Consider the following 11,795-nt stretch of genomic DNA (forward strand, 5'->3'; position numbering starts at 1 on the left):
GCCACGGCACACCCTGTACTGTGACTTGAGACAGCTCCCGGCCGGGGCACCTCGCGTGAAATGGTAAACTGTAGATGGCCCCGTACAGGGATTGTGCGCGGTCCGTGGCCATTCCTCGAAATCTCCCAATTTACATCCCGGGTAAGACACAAGCTGCCGCGAATCCGGCCCAATCCACACCCAACCTGATCCTGTCACACACGGAACCAAGTCACCGAAACCACTGGATCAGGACCTCAGCCATGCCCTCTCAAGTCGCTGCCGCGCGGACCGTTCTGCACTATCTCGAAACCGATGCCGCCCCCGAGGGCACGGCCGCCCTGGCCGAGCGACTGCATGCCTTTCTCGAGCAGACCGGCGGGGCCACCGCCGCGCCGCGCGTCTCGGAGACCGGCGCGGTCGAGATCCATTGCGGGCCGGTCCTGCTGACCCTGCGCCGGATCGAGGGCGACGCCATCGGCGCGGCCCAGTCGGCGTTCTGGGGCGGGCCGATCCGCCCGTCCCGGATCGAGCGCGACAGCCGCGTGGTGCTGCAACTGGCGATCTCGGTGGCCGCCTCGGACAAGGCGCTGCGCTCGGACGAGCTGGCGGCACCGCTGCTGGCCGGCGCCGCCTGCGCCCTGGCCCGCGTGGCCCGGCCCGCCGCGCTGCAATGGCTCAAGCCCGCAAGCTGGACCACCGGCGCGCAGTTCCTCGAGGTGCTGGACGATACGCACGAGGCGCCGGTCACCCTGTCGCCGGTCACCCCGCGCCGCTTGATGCCCGGCCTGCGCGCCCGCACGGCCCGGCCGGCCCCGGCCTTCGACCTTTCCAGTCTCGGCCGCCGCTCTGCACCGATCGAGGACGAGGAAACCCTGGCCCTGCGCCACGCCCGGGCCCGCATCGCCCTGACCGCGCCCATCGAGATCAACGTCGAGGCCGAGGCCGCGACCGCCTCGACCAGCGAGCGGCTGGCCGCCTGGTCCGTGTCGCTGTCCATCGCGGCCTTCTCGCTGCCGGTCGCCTCGTCGCTGGCGGTCTACAACCTGCTGCGCGGCGAAGACCTGCGCCACACCGCCCATGCGGCGGCCCTGACCGGTTTCATGCTCGTGCTCGGCTCGACCGGCGCGATTGCCCAGGTGGTCGGCGCGCTCGGGGTCTGACCCGGTTTCCCGCGCGTCGCCATAGCGGCGCCGACCCGACCCTGTCGGCGCCGCGATCCCATTCCGCGAGGAGACCCGCGATTGTCGCCCCCGACCGCCACCTTCCGGCGAAACCGGTCTCAGATAAAGCGAATTTCGGCCAAATTCTGTCCAAGTTCGCGCGTTAACGTTTCTTAACACGAAACGAAGCAAGGTACTTCGACATGACGAGCAGGCAGACATTGAGAGCGGGGCTGGTTTTCCTCGATACACTGGACTTCGACCTGATCGACGTGGCGAACGGGTTGACGCAGGCGATCCGGGACGAAAGCTACGAAGTGTCCGAAGTCGTGATGGACCGCGACCACGAGGCGATGTTTCTGGCCAACGGGCTCGAGCTGCATCTCGGTCTCTACCAGCCGCGCGCCATCGGCGACAGCGCGTCGCGCGACAGCTTCCTGCACATGCCGCGGATCGCGGCCGAGGATGAAGACACCTTCGACTGCGCGCGCGGCATCCTGGTGCTGTCGGTGTCCCTGCCCGAAGGCGGCTGCCCCCTGCTCGAAAGCGACGCGCGGCGCCTGCTGGCCTGGTCCGCCTACGTGGCGGCCGAGGCCTTGGCCGCAGATTTCATCCACTGGCGCCAGCCGCCCGAGGACTTCTCGGTCCAGCTGTTCCTCGAGAGCCTGGTGCAGCTGGAAAAGCGCCCGCTGTGCCTGACGCCCGAAATGCGGCTGCGGCGCGAATTCCTGACCGAGGAGGCCCCGGCCGAGCCGGTGATCGAGATCATCGACACCCCGCGTCCGAAACGGCGCAGCAAGGCCGGCGACCTGCCCCCGCTCAAGGACTGCGAAGAGACGCTGCTGGACCAGGCCTTTGCCGATGACATGTGCGTCTCGCCCCACGCGGTCAGCACCAAGGGCTCGCGCGACCGGATGCGGCTGGCGACCTGGTTCGTGTCGCTCAGCATCGCGCTGTTCTCGCTGCCGCTGGCCGGGGCGCTGTTCGTGATGCACCTGCTGCGGGGCGAGAACCTGCGCACCGCCAGCCGGGCCATGGCGGTGCTGGGGCTGTTCATGGTCGCCAGCCGGGCGGGCATGCCGGTTCCGGGCCAGGGCGTGCTCTACTTCTGATCGATCCGTGAAAAGACTTTGCGCCAGCGGCGCGGCGGGCTAGCTTCTTTCCCAATTGCTCGATCAAATTGGGAGAGAGGCATGAATTTCAAAGCGTTCGCCGCGGCCTGCCTGCTGGGCGCCGGCATCACCACCGGGGCCCTTGCCGCCCCCTGCATCACCAGCCAGGGCGCCTTTGCCGGCTACAAGGACGCGCTGGGGCGCGAGGCTGCCGCCGCGGGCGTGGGCCAGCGCGGCATGCAGGCACTTGGCACGGCGCAGCTGTCGGGCATCACCTGGAAATTCGAATCGCAACCCTCGAGCCAGACCGGCACCTCCTACGGCGATCCGGGCCAGTTCCTGGCCAAGCGCTCGGGCAGCTCGGCCGCCGCCTTCATCAGCCGCGCCAAGTCCAAGCGGGACGCCAATGCCAACACCTTTGCCTCGATCGAGCGGAGCTTTGGCGTGCCCGGCTCGATCCTGGCGACGATCTGGGGGCTCGAGACCTCCTGGGGCGGCTACCTGGGCAAGACGCCCGTGGTGGGCGGCGCGGTCACGCTGTCCTCGTACTGCCGGCGCCATCCCAAGTTCGAACCCCATGCCATCGCCGCGCTGCAACTGGTGGATCGCGGGCTCATTTCCAGTTCGACCCAGGGCGGCCCCTCGGGCGAGCTGGGGCATATGCAGTTCCTGGCCGGCAACTGGATCCGCTACGGCGTGGACGCCACCGGCGACGGCAAGGCAGATCCCTACAGCGCCGTGGATGCGCTGGCCTCGGCCGCGAACATGCTGCGGATGAACGGCTGGAAGGCCGGGCAGCCCTTCGGCCCCGGCACGCATAACTTCAACGTGCTGTCGGCCTGGAACGACAGCGGCAATTACCAGCGTGCCATCGCCTACGCAGCCAGCCAGTTCTAGGCGCGGAAAAGGTCCCGCACGGGTTGAAATGACGCCACAATCCCCCGGCATGGTGTGACCTGACCATGCCAGGGGATCCACAAAAGGTGGCCAGTTTTCCCGTGCAGCCGCTGCAGGCGGCGCTTTTGTTCGACGATCCGGGCGCGCCCGGGCAGCGTGTGCCCGACTGGGACCTGCTGGCCGAGGCGGTAAACCTGCATCCGGCCCATGTCGGCCCCGAACTCGCACTGCACCACGGCCCGCCCGGCAGTTTCGAGGCGCGCCTGACCACGTCCGAGCTGACTGCCCGTGTGGTTCTGCATGACACGCCCCTGCCCTTGCCGGGCTTTGCGACAGAGCTGGGCCATGCACTCTACACCCGCCTGCGGCCCGAGCTGGCCGCGCAGGTCCGCGCCCACCGCGCTGCTGCGCTGGTCGAGGTGGCACGGCGCGACGGCCTGCCGCCCGAGGACCAGGCCGCCTTTGACCGGCGCCTTCTGGTGACCGCTGCCCTGGCCGCCACGCTGACCCGCGCCATGGGGCCCGGCACCGTCCACTGGGCGCAATCGCACCAGCTGTTCCTCGGGGCCGAGTTCATCGGCCTTGCCGCCGATCCCTTCCCGCTGGCGCTGTTCGTGCAGCCGGGGTTCTTTTCCGATGGCCGCCGCGTGAACGGCTCTTACGCCACGGGGGTCGAGGCCCTTGGTGCCGCGCATCTCATCGGCCAGCACGTCCGGTTCGAGCCGCATCCGCAGGACATGCAGCAAAGCTACCTGGCCGTTCTGACCTTTGTCGATGCCTGCCGCTACGCGGGCCGCCTGCCTCGCAATCGCGCGATCTTTGGCGCCGAGGGCGCGCCGCCGATCGAGGTCTCGCTGCAGCCCGGCACGGCGGCGCATCCCGCCGGCATCATCTCGCTGCGGCAGCGCGAGGTGGCCCGGGCCCGCGGCGGCCCGGCGTCGATCCGCCCAGGGGATCGCGTGCCTTGGCAGCGCCTGCGCGAGCTGGTCCGCCTGGATACGTTGCAGGCCGCGCTGATTGCGGTGGTGGTGCTGGCGCAGCTTGTCCTCTTTGCCGTCTGGGACATGCCCTTCGGGCTCAGCGCCCCACTGGTGACCGCCCGCCCCGAGATGTCAACGCCCGACGATTTCTGAGCCCGCGCGCACCAGGAAAGTGTGGATCGAAAAGACCACCGCGCCGGTGGCCGGCAGGCGCAGGATGCATTGCCGTTCCGACCGCAGGTAGGGCGACGGGATCGTCGGCTGGCCATGGAACTCGGGCGCGGGGTTGAAGAGCGCCGTGCCCGCGTTGCGGATCAGGTTCGACCGCCACAGCGGCCGGCCCGCGCGCACCCCGTCAAACAGCCGCTGCACCCGCTTGCCGATGTCGTCGTCATAGGGCGCGACCGGCGCGTGGATGCGCATCAGCGGCCGGCCGATCTTTTGCGCCAGGGTCCAGCGCGAGGGAAAGCAGAGCACGGCGGCGGTCAGCACGTGTTCCCCGGCGCCCTCGGGTTTTTCCATCAGGCAAAAATCTTCCTGCACCATCGCGCCCAGGTCGCCCAGCGGATCATCGGTGAGCGGCACGACATGGCCGTCCGGGCAGCGCACGGAGCCGGCGTCGATGTCGAAATCAGCGCGGGCACGCAGGTGCTCCAGGACCACAGTGCGCAGCTCCTCCGCGGCCGGTTCGGCACCGGGCAGGACCTGCAGGACATCGGCCCGCCGCGCCCTCAGCAGCAGCCGCCGCTCGGCCAGCTGGCCGGCATAGGCGTCATCGACCAGCAGCCAGTCGGCCGGGTCCAGCGGCTGGATGCCCGGCAGCGCGCGCGGCGCGAGCGGATAAGGAATGGCCGATTGCAGCGGCGGCGGCGTGGTCATGGCGCAAGATGCACCCGTGCCAGCACCCCGTTGTGGTCCGAGCCCAGGGTGGGCAGCAACTCGGCCGTGCCGCCGCCCGGCGCCAGAACGTGGTCGATAGGCAGGGGCACGCCGCGCGCGCGCAGGGTCGGGCCGACGGGGCGCACGCGCTGGCCCTCGACCGCCTCGGCAATCGAGGCAAAGGTCTCGGACCAGGGCACCATGTTGAAATCGCCGCCCAGCACGATCGGCCCGCTCAGCGCCGCCATCACCGGCAGCAGCCGGTCGCGCTGCGCCGCCTGCCCCTCCGGCCAGGGCCAGTGCAGGTGCAGCGACACGACCCAGACCCGGGTGCCATCCGGCGCCTCGACCTGCATCGCCGCCATGCCGCCGGGTTCGGGGCAGATGCGCGACCCCTCGACCACCGGCCACGACGTCGCGATGGCCGGCCCGCCTACGCCCGCAAAGGGGCAGCGGTGCTGGCCCGGGTGGCTGTCTTCCAGCGCCGCGAGGACCGAGGCGGTGCCATCCGTCACCTCTTGCAGGGTCACGATCTCGACCCCGCGCGCGATGATGTCGGCGACCAGCGTCTCGTCGCCCTGCCGGCCGAAATAGAGGTTCTTCTGGTAGACGGTGACGGCGCCCGGTGTCGCCTCGCCCGGCAGTTTCCACGACAGCACGCCCGCCATCGCCGCGATGCCCAAGCCCGCCAGCGGCCAGCGGATCGCCGCGCTCCAGGGCGTCCAGATGACCCAGAGCGCAAAGACCCCCGCGATGCCCAGCCGGAACACGGCCAGCGAATCCCCCAGCGGGTGCAACACCCCGCCGTAAGACCCTGCCAGCGCCAGCCCCAGCAGCACCACCACGATGACCGCAATGACCCGCATCTTCGATTCCCGTTCTGCCTCGCGCCCGACCCTATCCGCGCCGCGCCGCTGCCTGCAACCGGTCCACCCGCCCTGCGGCGGATGCCGGCCATCGCATCGCGGCCGCGCCCCGCGCCCCAAGAAAAAGCCGTCCGGAAGGGGTCTTCCGGACGGCAAGTGTCGCGCCGAGCGGTGAAATGGCGCGTATCTCCCGACGAAGGACCTGTTGCGGTTTGACGGCGACCGGCGCCGCTCACGCCTTTCCGTCCTTCGTGTTGCGTTCTTGATCGGGAAACAATGGGGCGAAAAAGTGGCAGCTTTCACGCCCTCGTGAAAAGTGCGGATTCCGCGCCACAGGCCCCCGTCCCGCCGCAAATCGCCGCCCCCGCTTGAGATACGCGGCCCTTGGCAGTAAAGCCTGCCCAACCTCAGACAGGAGCTGCCGATGATCCCCCGCTATGCCCGCAAGGAAATGACCGACATCTGGGAACCCGCGACCAAGTTCAAGATCTGGTACGAGATCGAGGCCCATGCCTGCGACGCCATGGCCGATCTGGGCGTGATCCCGCGCGAGAATGCGGAAGCGGTGTGGAAGGCGAAGGACGTGGAATTCGACGTGGCCCGCATCGACGAGATCGAGGCCGTGACCAAGCATGACGTCATCGCCTTCCTCACGCACCTGGCCGAGCATGTGGGCAGCGAAGAGGCGCGGTTCGTCCACCAGGGCATGACCTCGTCCGACGTGCTGGACACCACGCTGAACGTGCAACTGGTACGCGCCGCCGACCTGCTGCTGGTGGGCGTCGACAAGGTATTGGAAGCGCTCAAGAAACGCGCGTTCGAGCACAAGGACACCGTCCGCGTCGGCCGCAGCCACGGCATCCATGCCGAACCGACCACGATGGGCCTGACCTTTGCCCGGTTCTATGCCGAGATGGACCGCAACAAGAACCGCCTGGAAAAGGCCAAGTGGGAGATTGCCACCGGCGCGATTTCCGGCGCGGTCGGCACCTTTGCCAACATCGACCCGGCGGTCGAGGAGCATGTCTGCGAAAAGCTCGGCCTGCGGCCCGAGCCGATCTCGACGCAGGTGATCCCGCGCGACCGCCACGCCATGTTCTTTGCCACGCTGGGCGTCATCGCCTCGAGCATCGAGAACATCGCGATCGAGATTCGCCACATGCAGCGCACCGAGGTGCTGGAGGGGGCCGAGTTCTTCTCGATGGGGCAGAAGGGGTCTTCGGCCATGCCGCACAAGAAGAACCCGGTGCTGACCGAGAACCTGACCGGCCTCGCCCGTCTTGTCCGCATGACCGTGATCCCGGCGATGGAGAACGTGGCGCTCTGGCACGAGCGCGACATCTCGCACAGTTCGGTCGAACGCGGCATCGGCCCGGATGCGACGATCACGCTGGATTTCGCGCTGCATCGCCTTGCCGGTGTCGTCGACAAGATGATCATCTACCCGCAGAACATGCTGGACAACATGAACAAGTTCCCCGGACTCGTCATGTCCCAGCGCGTGCTGCTGGCGCTGACCCAGGCGGGCGTCAGCCGCGAGGATGCCTATACGATGGTCCAGCGCAACGCGCTGAAGGTCTGGGAGCACCGCACCGACTTCCGCGAAGAGCTGCTGGCCGACGAAGACGTGGTCAAGGCGCTGGGTGTCGACGGCATCAACGAGAAGTTTGACATGGGCTATCACACCAAGCACGTGGATACGATCTTCAAGCGCGTCTTCGGCTGAGGTGCTTTCACATCGCCGTGAGGCCATGCGGGATGAACCCTGCATGGCCTTTTTGATTCAATGGGTTGCAGGCATATCTTCATTCTATGCGTGAACCAGGAACACGCATTAGGTGATTCCCGGATTCCATGCTACCCTCACGTCACCTCAGATGGAGTGACGTCATGACCAAGACCAGACTTCTCGTTGCGGCCCTGTTGGCCGTCACGTCGGCCTCGGCCGGTTATGCCCAGTGCAGCGGCGAACGCCATGTCATGTCCTGCGCCGAGGGCTTCGTCTACGACAGCGTGGCCAAGGCCTGCGTGCAGCAACTTTCGGGCTGACGGCCCCAGGATCACCATCGATCAAAGGCGGCCCTTCCGGGGTCGCCTTTTTTCTTTGTGTCCCGCAGCAATTGAGACTTTGTTCACCCTTCCGGCCCTAAGGTGCCAGCGCGAGGTCTCGGAGCCGCAAGGGATGACACCAAACCAGCTAGATCGCCTGCCAGCGCCCAAGCGCGGGCGCACGCCAGTCAACCTGACGCGCAAGCAGAAGGCGGCGATTATCGTGCGCCTGCTGCTAAACGAGGGGGCCGAGGTGCCCGTCGGCGCCCTGCCCGAAGACATGCAGGCCGACCTGACCCAGCAGATGGGCAGCCTGCGCTACGTCAACCGCGACGTGCTGAAACAAGTGGTGCAGGAATTCGCGAGCGAGTTGGACGCCATCGGCCTGGCCTTTCCCGGCGGCATGGCCGGCGCGCTGTCGGTGCTGGACGGCAAGATCAGCCCCCGGACCGCCGCGCGGCTGCGCAAAGAGGCGGGCGTGCGCCAGTCGGGCGACCCCTGGGACCGCATCCGCGACATGGAGGCGAAGGATCTCGTCGATTTCGCCACCACCGAAAGCGTGGAGGTGTCGGCGGTCCTGCTGTCCAAGCTGCGCACCACCGTGGCCGCCGACCTGTTGGCGCTGCTGCCCGGCGACCGGGCGCGCAAGATCGCCTATGCGGTGCAGCAGACCAAGGCCGTGACCCCCGATGCCGTCGACCGGATCGGGCTGTCGATCATCATGCAGCTCGACGGCCGGCCGGACATCGCCTTCGCGGCCGGGCCCGATGCGCGGGTGGGCGAGATCCTCAACGTCTCGCTCCAGCCGATCCGCGAAAGCGTGCTCGAGGGGCTCGAGGAAGAGGACAAGGAATTCGCCGACGCCGTGCGCCGCGCGATCTTCACCTTCGAGCACATCAAGGACCGCGTCGACGAAAAGGACTGCTCCAAGCTCATCCGCGCCATCGACCAGCAGGATTTCGTGCTGGCCCTCGCGTCGGGCGAACAGGCGGGCTACGGCGACGTGGTCGACTACATCCTCGCCAACATCTCGCGCCGCATGGCCGAGCAGTTGCGCGAATCCATCGGCGAGGCCGGCAAGATCAAGTCCAAGGATGGCGAGGTCTACATGAACCGCCTCGTCACCGGCATCCGTGACCTCGTGACGGCCGGCGACCTGGTGCTGTCCACCGGCGAGGACGACGACGACGAATAGTCAAGCTGGCACTGCCCCGGGGCAGGTGCGGATGCCTTCGCGCCGCCTACCCCCTCCAGTTCGGCAAGATGTTGGGCGATCCCGCGCCCGGTTGGCGCTTTTCCGGCCCGACCGGCGGCTGCCCATTGACCCAGGGCAAAAACTTTGCGAAGTTTGAATAAAGCGCACCTGGTCGATATTCGACCAAACACCAGGACGCCCGGGCCACCGCCGCGGGAGGGAGAGGACAAAGGATGACCGACACGCCCCCAACCGACGCCCCGCCCGAGGCCTGGGTGCGCATCGCCGCGACCTCGGACCTGGCTGGCAAGCGCCCGGTGATCCCGGTCACGGCCCATGGCCACAAGCTGGTGCTGTTTCGCGACGAAGAGGGGCAGTTGGGCCTGATCGGCCGCTACTGCCCGCATCGCGGCGCCGACCTGTGCTTTGGCCGGCACGAGAACAACGGCATCCGCTGCCCGTTCCACGGCTGGCATTTCGACCGCACCGGGCAATGCACCGAACAGCCGGCCGAGCCCGAGGATTCCACCATGTACAAGGCGATCCGCCAGCCCAGTTTCCCCGTGACCCAGCGCGGCGAAGAGATCCTGGCCTGGTTTGCCGCGACCGCGCCCGCCACCCTCGAAGAGGTTACCGAATGATCACGCAAAAGCTGAACGACCAGATCACCCGCATCGGACCCGGCACGGATGCCGGCGCGGTGCATCGCATGTACTGGCAGCCCGCCGCCCTGACGGACGAGCTGGACGCTGACCCGCTGCTGCCCGTCAACCTGCTGGGCGAGCGGCTGGTGCTGATGCGCGGCGCTGATGGCGCGCTTGTCCTGGCACAGCGCGAGGCCAGCGCCGATGAGCCGCCGGCGCATCACCCCGCGCGCGAGGACATCAGGCTGGTGCAAGGCGGCGCGACCTACCCCGTCGTCGAGAAGAACGGCATCTGTTTCGCCTATCTTGGCGACGGAACCCCGCCCGCCTTTCCGAACTTCGACTGTTTCCGCGCGCCGGACACCCATGTCTTTGCCTTCAAGGGCCTGTGGGAATGCAACTGGCTGCAGGCGCTCGAGATCGGCATCGACCCGAGCCACGCGTCCTTCCTGCACCGGTTCCTCGAGGACGAGGACCCGGCCGACAGCTACGGCAAGCAGTTCCGCGACAAGGCGGCCAACACCGACATGCCGATGACCCAGGTGCTGCGCGACTACCCGCGTCCCGACATCGAGGTGGATGAGACCGAGTTTGGCCTCAAAATCACCGCGTTGCGGCACATGGCGAATGACCTGACTCACGTGCGGGTGACCAACCAGATCTTCCCCTCGGCCATCTGCATCCCGATGAGCCGCGAGATGATCATCACCCAGTGGCACGTCCCGATCGACGACGAAAATTGCTACTGGTACACGATGTTCACCAGCTTCGACAAACCGGTGAACAAGGAGCTGATGCGCGCGCAGCGCCTCAAGGAGCATCGCCTGCCCGATTACGCCCCGCTCAAGAACCGCGCCAACGATTACCATTACGACCCCGAAGAGCAGGCGAGCCTGACCTACACGGGCATGGGGCTCGACATCAACGTGCATGACCAATGGGCGGTCGAGAGCATGGGCGCCATCCAGGACCGCACGCGCGAACACCTGGGCCGCGGCGATGCGGCGATCATCCGCTACCGGCTGCTGCTGCGCCGCGCGATCAAGGCGGTGCAGACCGGCAAGCTCGACCGGCTGCCCATGCAGGACCGGCAGGAGACGCCGCAGATCATCGGGCCGCTGTCGAACGACGCGATCGCGGACAGCGACGACTGGCTGGCGGCCTCGGTCGCGGCGGACATGGAGCGGCGCCGCGCGGCGCCTTGGGACGCGACGGTTTGATCACAAGCCGCGCGGGCCAGGGGGCCGAGCCGTTCGACGACATCCTCGACGGCTATTTCACCTTGAAGGAATCGGTGCGCCAACTGATGGCGCGCCACCAGTTGTCCTGGGCTTGGCTGGTGCTGAGCCACGCCCCGGTTATGGAGATCGCGGGCCTTGCCCCCGACGCCCCCGTGCCGCTGCACCTGCGCGACGGCCATGCCGGTGTGATCGACGCGCTGTTCGTGACCGTGCTTTACTGCGATGCGACGGGCGAGCATGACATCTCGCTCACCGGTTCGGGCGACTGGCGCTGGCTGGACGGGCGCGGCGACGCCGCCCTGCCCGCCGATATCCGGCTGGCCGAGCCGGCCTACGTGATGGGCTTTGGCCTGTCCTCCCGGCCCAATGCCCGCCGGATCGAGGCGGGAGAGATCCTGACGGTCGCCGCCACACTGGTCAGCGACGGCCCGGGTTTCCGGCCGTTTTCGGCCTAGACCAGCGATTTCTTGTAAGGGAACGGGTCCATGTCCCGGATGTCGCAGCTGATCGCCGCGATCTCCGGACAGGTTTTGCGCAGCGCGGCGGTCATGGCCTGGGACAGGGCCAGCTTGGCCTCGGGGCCGCGCCCCGCCAGCAGCGAAATCGTCACGTGGATGAACGTGCGCCGCCCGTCGCCGAAGAGGATCGCTTCGGACGGCAGCAGGCGCACCTTGATGTCCTCGCGCGCCATCACGCCGCTGCCTGCGGCGGCGTCCAGCGCAGCCGACAGGACCGCCGGGCGGTCGATGCCGCCCTCTGAGAAATACTCGATCACCACGTGCGGCATGGC

13 protein-coding genes are annotated in these 11,795 nt (G+C 67.9%); 10 read left to right on the forward strand and 3 right to left on the reverse strand.

What is annotated here, in order from left to right:
• The first annotated feature begins 242 nt into the window (after nucleotides 1–242).
• From MF270_RS04555 to MF270_RS04570, 4 genes are all read left to right on the forward strand, one after another.
• Nucleotides 243–1,142, forward strand: coding sequence for a hypothetical protein (locus tag MF270_RS04555; protein WP_238364664.1), 900 nt, complete (start codon nucleotides 243–245; stop codon nucleotides 1,140–1,142).
• Nucleotides 1,143–1,345: 203 nt separating this feature from the next.
• Entirely contained in the window at nucleotides 1,346–2,254 is a 909-nt protein-coding gene (locus MF270_RS04560) for a hypothetical protein (protein ID WP_238364665.1), read from the forward strand.
• 81 nt (nucleotides 2,255–2,335) lie between these two features.
• Nucleotides 2,336–3,151: a lytic murein transglycosylase gene (locus tag MF270_RS04565; protein WP_238364666.1), complete on the forward strand. Its 816-nt coding sequence runs from the start codon at nucleotides 2,336–2,338 to the stop codon at nucleotides 3,149–3,151.
• Between the two features lie 86 nt (nucleotides 3,152–3,237).
• The gene (locus MF270_RS04570) at nucleotides 3,238–4,284 is read left to right on the forward strand and encodes a hypothetical protein (protein ID WP_238364667.1); all 1,047 of its coding nucleotides are present in this window, start codon (nucleotides 3,238–3,240) and stop codon (nucleotides 4,282–4,284) included.
• Here MF270_RS04570 and MF270_RS04575 read toward each other — a convergent pair.
• Together MF270_RS04575 and MF270_RS04580 are read right to left on the reverse strand one after the other, a co-directional pair.
• Nucleotides 4,264–5,010 (reverse strand): heme-dependent oxidative N-demethylase family protein, encoded by a 747-nt coding sequence (locus tag MF270_RS04575; protein WP_238364668.1) that lies wholly within the window; start codon nucleotides 5,008–5,010, stop codon nucleotides 4,264–4,266. The genes MF270_RS04570 and MF270_RS04575 overlap by 21 nt on opposite strands.
• On the reverse strand, nucleotides 5,007–5,876 hold the full coding sequence (locus MF270_RS04580; protein WP_238364669.1) for an endonuclease/exonuclease/phosphatase family protein: 870 nt from the start codon (nucleotides 5,874–5,876) through the stop codon (nucleotides 5,007–5,009). Before MF270_RS04580 ends, MF270_RS04575 begins: the two co-directional genes overlap by 4 nt.
• A 424-nt stretch (nucleotides 5,877–6,300) precedes the next feature.
• On the opposite strand from MF270_RS04580, the gene purB reads away from it, so the two are divergent.
• The 6 genes from purB to MF270_RS04610 all read left to right on the forward strand — a co-directional run bounded on the left by purB (nucleotide 6,301) and on the right by MF270_RS04610 (nucleotide 11,460).
• On the forward strand, nucleotides 6,301–7,602 hold the full coding sequence (gene purB, locus MF270_RS04585; protein WP_238364670.1) for an adenylosuccinate lyase: 1,302 nt from the start codon (nucleotides 6,301–6,303) through the stop codon (nucleotides 7,600–7,602).
• Between the two features lie 164 nt (nucleotides 7,603–7,766).
• Nucleotides 7,767–7,925, forward strand: coding sequence for a hypothetical protein (locus MF270_RS04590; protein WP_238364671.1), 159 nt, complete (start codon nucleotides 7,767–7,769; stop codon nucleotides 7,923–7,925).
• 133 nt (nucleotides 7,926–8,058) lie between these two features.
• The gene (locus MF270_RS04595) at nucleotides 8,059–9,120 is read left to right on the forward strand and encodes a flagellar motor switch protein FliG (RefSeq protein ID WP_238364672.1); all 1,062 of its coding nucleotides are present in this window, start codon (nucleotides 8,059–8,061) and stop codon (nucleotides 9,118–9,120) included.
• Between the two features lie 233 nt (nucleotides 9,121–9,353).
• Entirely contained in the window at nucleotides 9,354–9,761 is a 408-nt protein-coding gene (locus MF270_RS04600) for a Rieske 2Fe-2S domain-containing protein (RefSeq protein WP_238364673.1), read from the forward strand.
• Nucleotides 9,758–10,984, forward strand: a complete 1,227-nt coding sequence (locus MF270_RS04605; protein ID WP_238364674.1) for an aromatic ring-hydroxylating dioxygenase subunit alpha — start codon at nucleotides 9,758–9,760, stop codon at nucleotides 10,982–10,984. Before MF270_RS04600 ends, MF270_RS04605 begins: the two co-directional genes overlap by 4 nt.
• Entirely contained in the window at nucleotides 10,981–11,460 is a 480-nt protein-coding gene (locus MF270_RS04610; protein WP_238364675.1) for a hypothetical protein, read from the forward strand. The genes MF270_RS04605 and MF270_RS04610 overlap by 4 nt, the downstream gene beginning before the upstream one ends.
• On the opposite strand, the gene MF270_RS04615 is transcribed toward MF270_RS04610, so the two are convergent.
• Nucleotides 11,457–11,792: a 5-carboxymethyl-2-hydroxymuconate Delta-isomerase gene (locus tag MF270_RS04615; RefSeq protein ID WP_238364676.1), complete on the reverse strand. Its 336-nt coding sequence runs from the start codon at nucleotides 11,790–11,792 to the stop codon at nucleotides 11,457–11,459. The two genes, MF270_RS04610 and MF270_RS04615, sit on opposite strands and share 4 nt — an antisense overlap.
• Between the last annotated feature and the right edge of the window lie 3 nt (nucleotides 11,793–11,795).

Origin of the sequence: Mesobacterium pallidum, from assembly GCF_019966535.1 — a bacterium.
Taxonomy (GTDB): domain Bacteria; phylum Pseudomonadota; class Alphaproteobacteria; order Rhodobacterales; family Rhodobacteraceae; genus Mesobacterium; species Mesobacterium pallidum.

Excerpts from the sequence above, each read along its gene's own strand:
- MF270_RS04580 (WP_238364669.1), bottom strand. The coding sequence starts at position 5,876 with ATGCGGGTCATTGCGGTCATCGTGGTGGTGCTGCTGGGGCTGGCGCTG.
- MF270_RS04590 (WP_238364671.1), top strand. The coding sequence starts at position 7,767 with ATGACCAAGACCAGACTTCTCGTTGCGGCCCTGTTGGCCGTCACGTCG.
- MF270_RS04575 (WP_238364668.1), bottom strand. The coding sequence starts at position 5,010 with ATGACCACGCCGCCGCCGCTGCAATCGGCCATTCCTTATCCGCTCGCG.
- MF270_RS04565 (WP_238364666.1), top strand. The coding sequence starts at position 2,336 with ATGAATTTCAAAGCGTTCGCCGCGGCCTGCCTGCTGGGCGCCGGCATC.
- MF270_RS04600 (WP_238364673.1), top strand. The coding sequence starts at position 9,354 with ATGACCGACACGCCCCCAACCGACGCCCCGCCCGAGGCCTGGGTGCGC.
- MF270_RS04555 (WP_238364664.1), top strand. The coding sequence starts at position 243 with ATGCCCTCTCAAGTCGCTGCCGCGCGGACCGTTCTGCACTATCTCGAA.
- MF270_RS04595 (WP_238364672.1), top strand. The coding sequence starts at position 8,059 with ATGACACCAAACCAGCTAGATCGCCTGCCAGCGCCCAAGCGCGGGCGC.
- MF270_RS04560 (WP_238364665.1), top strand. The coding sequence starts at position 1,346 with ATGACGAGCAGGCAGACATTGAGAGCGGGGCTGGTTTTCCTCGATACA.
- MF270_RS04605 (WP_238364674.1), top strand. The coding sequence starts at position 9,758 with ATGATCACGCAAAAGCTGAACGACCAGATCACCCGCATCGGACCCGGC.
- purB (WP_238364670.1), top strand. The coding sequence starts at position 6,301 with ATGATCCCCCGCTATGCCCGCAAGGAAATGACCGACATCTGGGAACCC.
- MF270_RS04615 (WP_238364676.1), bottom strand. The coding sequence starts at position 11,792 with ATGCCGCACGTGGTGATCGAGTATTTCTCAGAGGGCGGCATCGACCGC.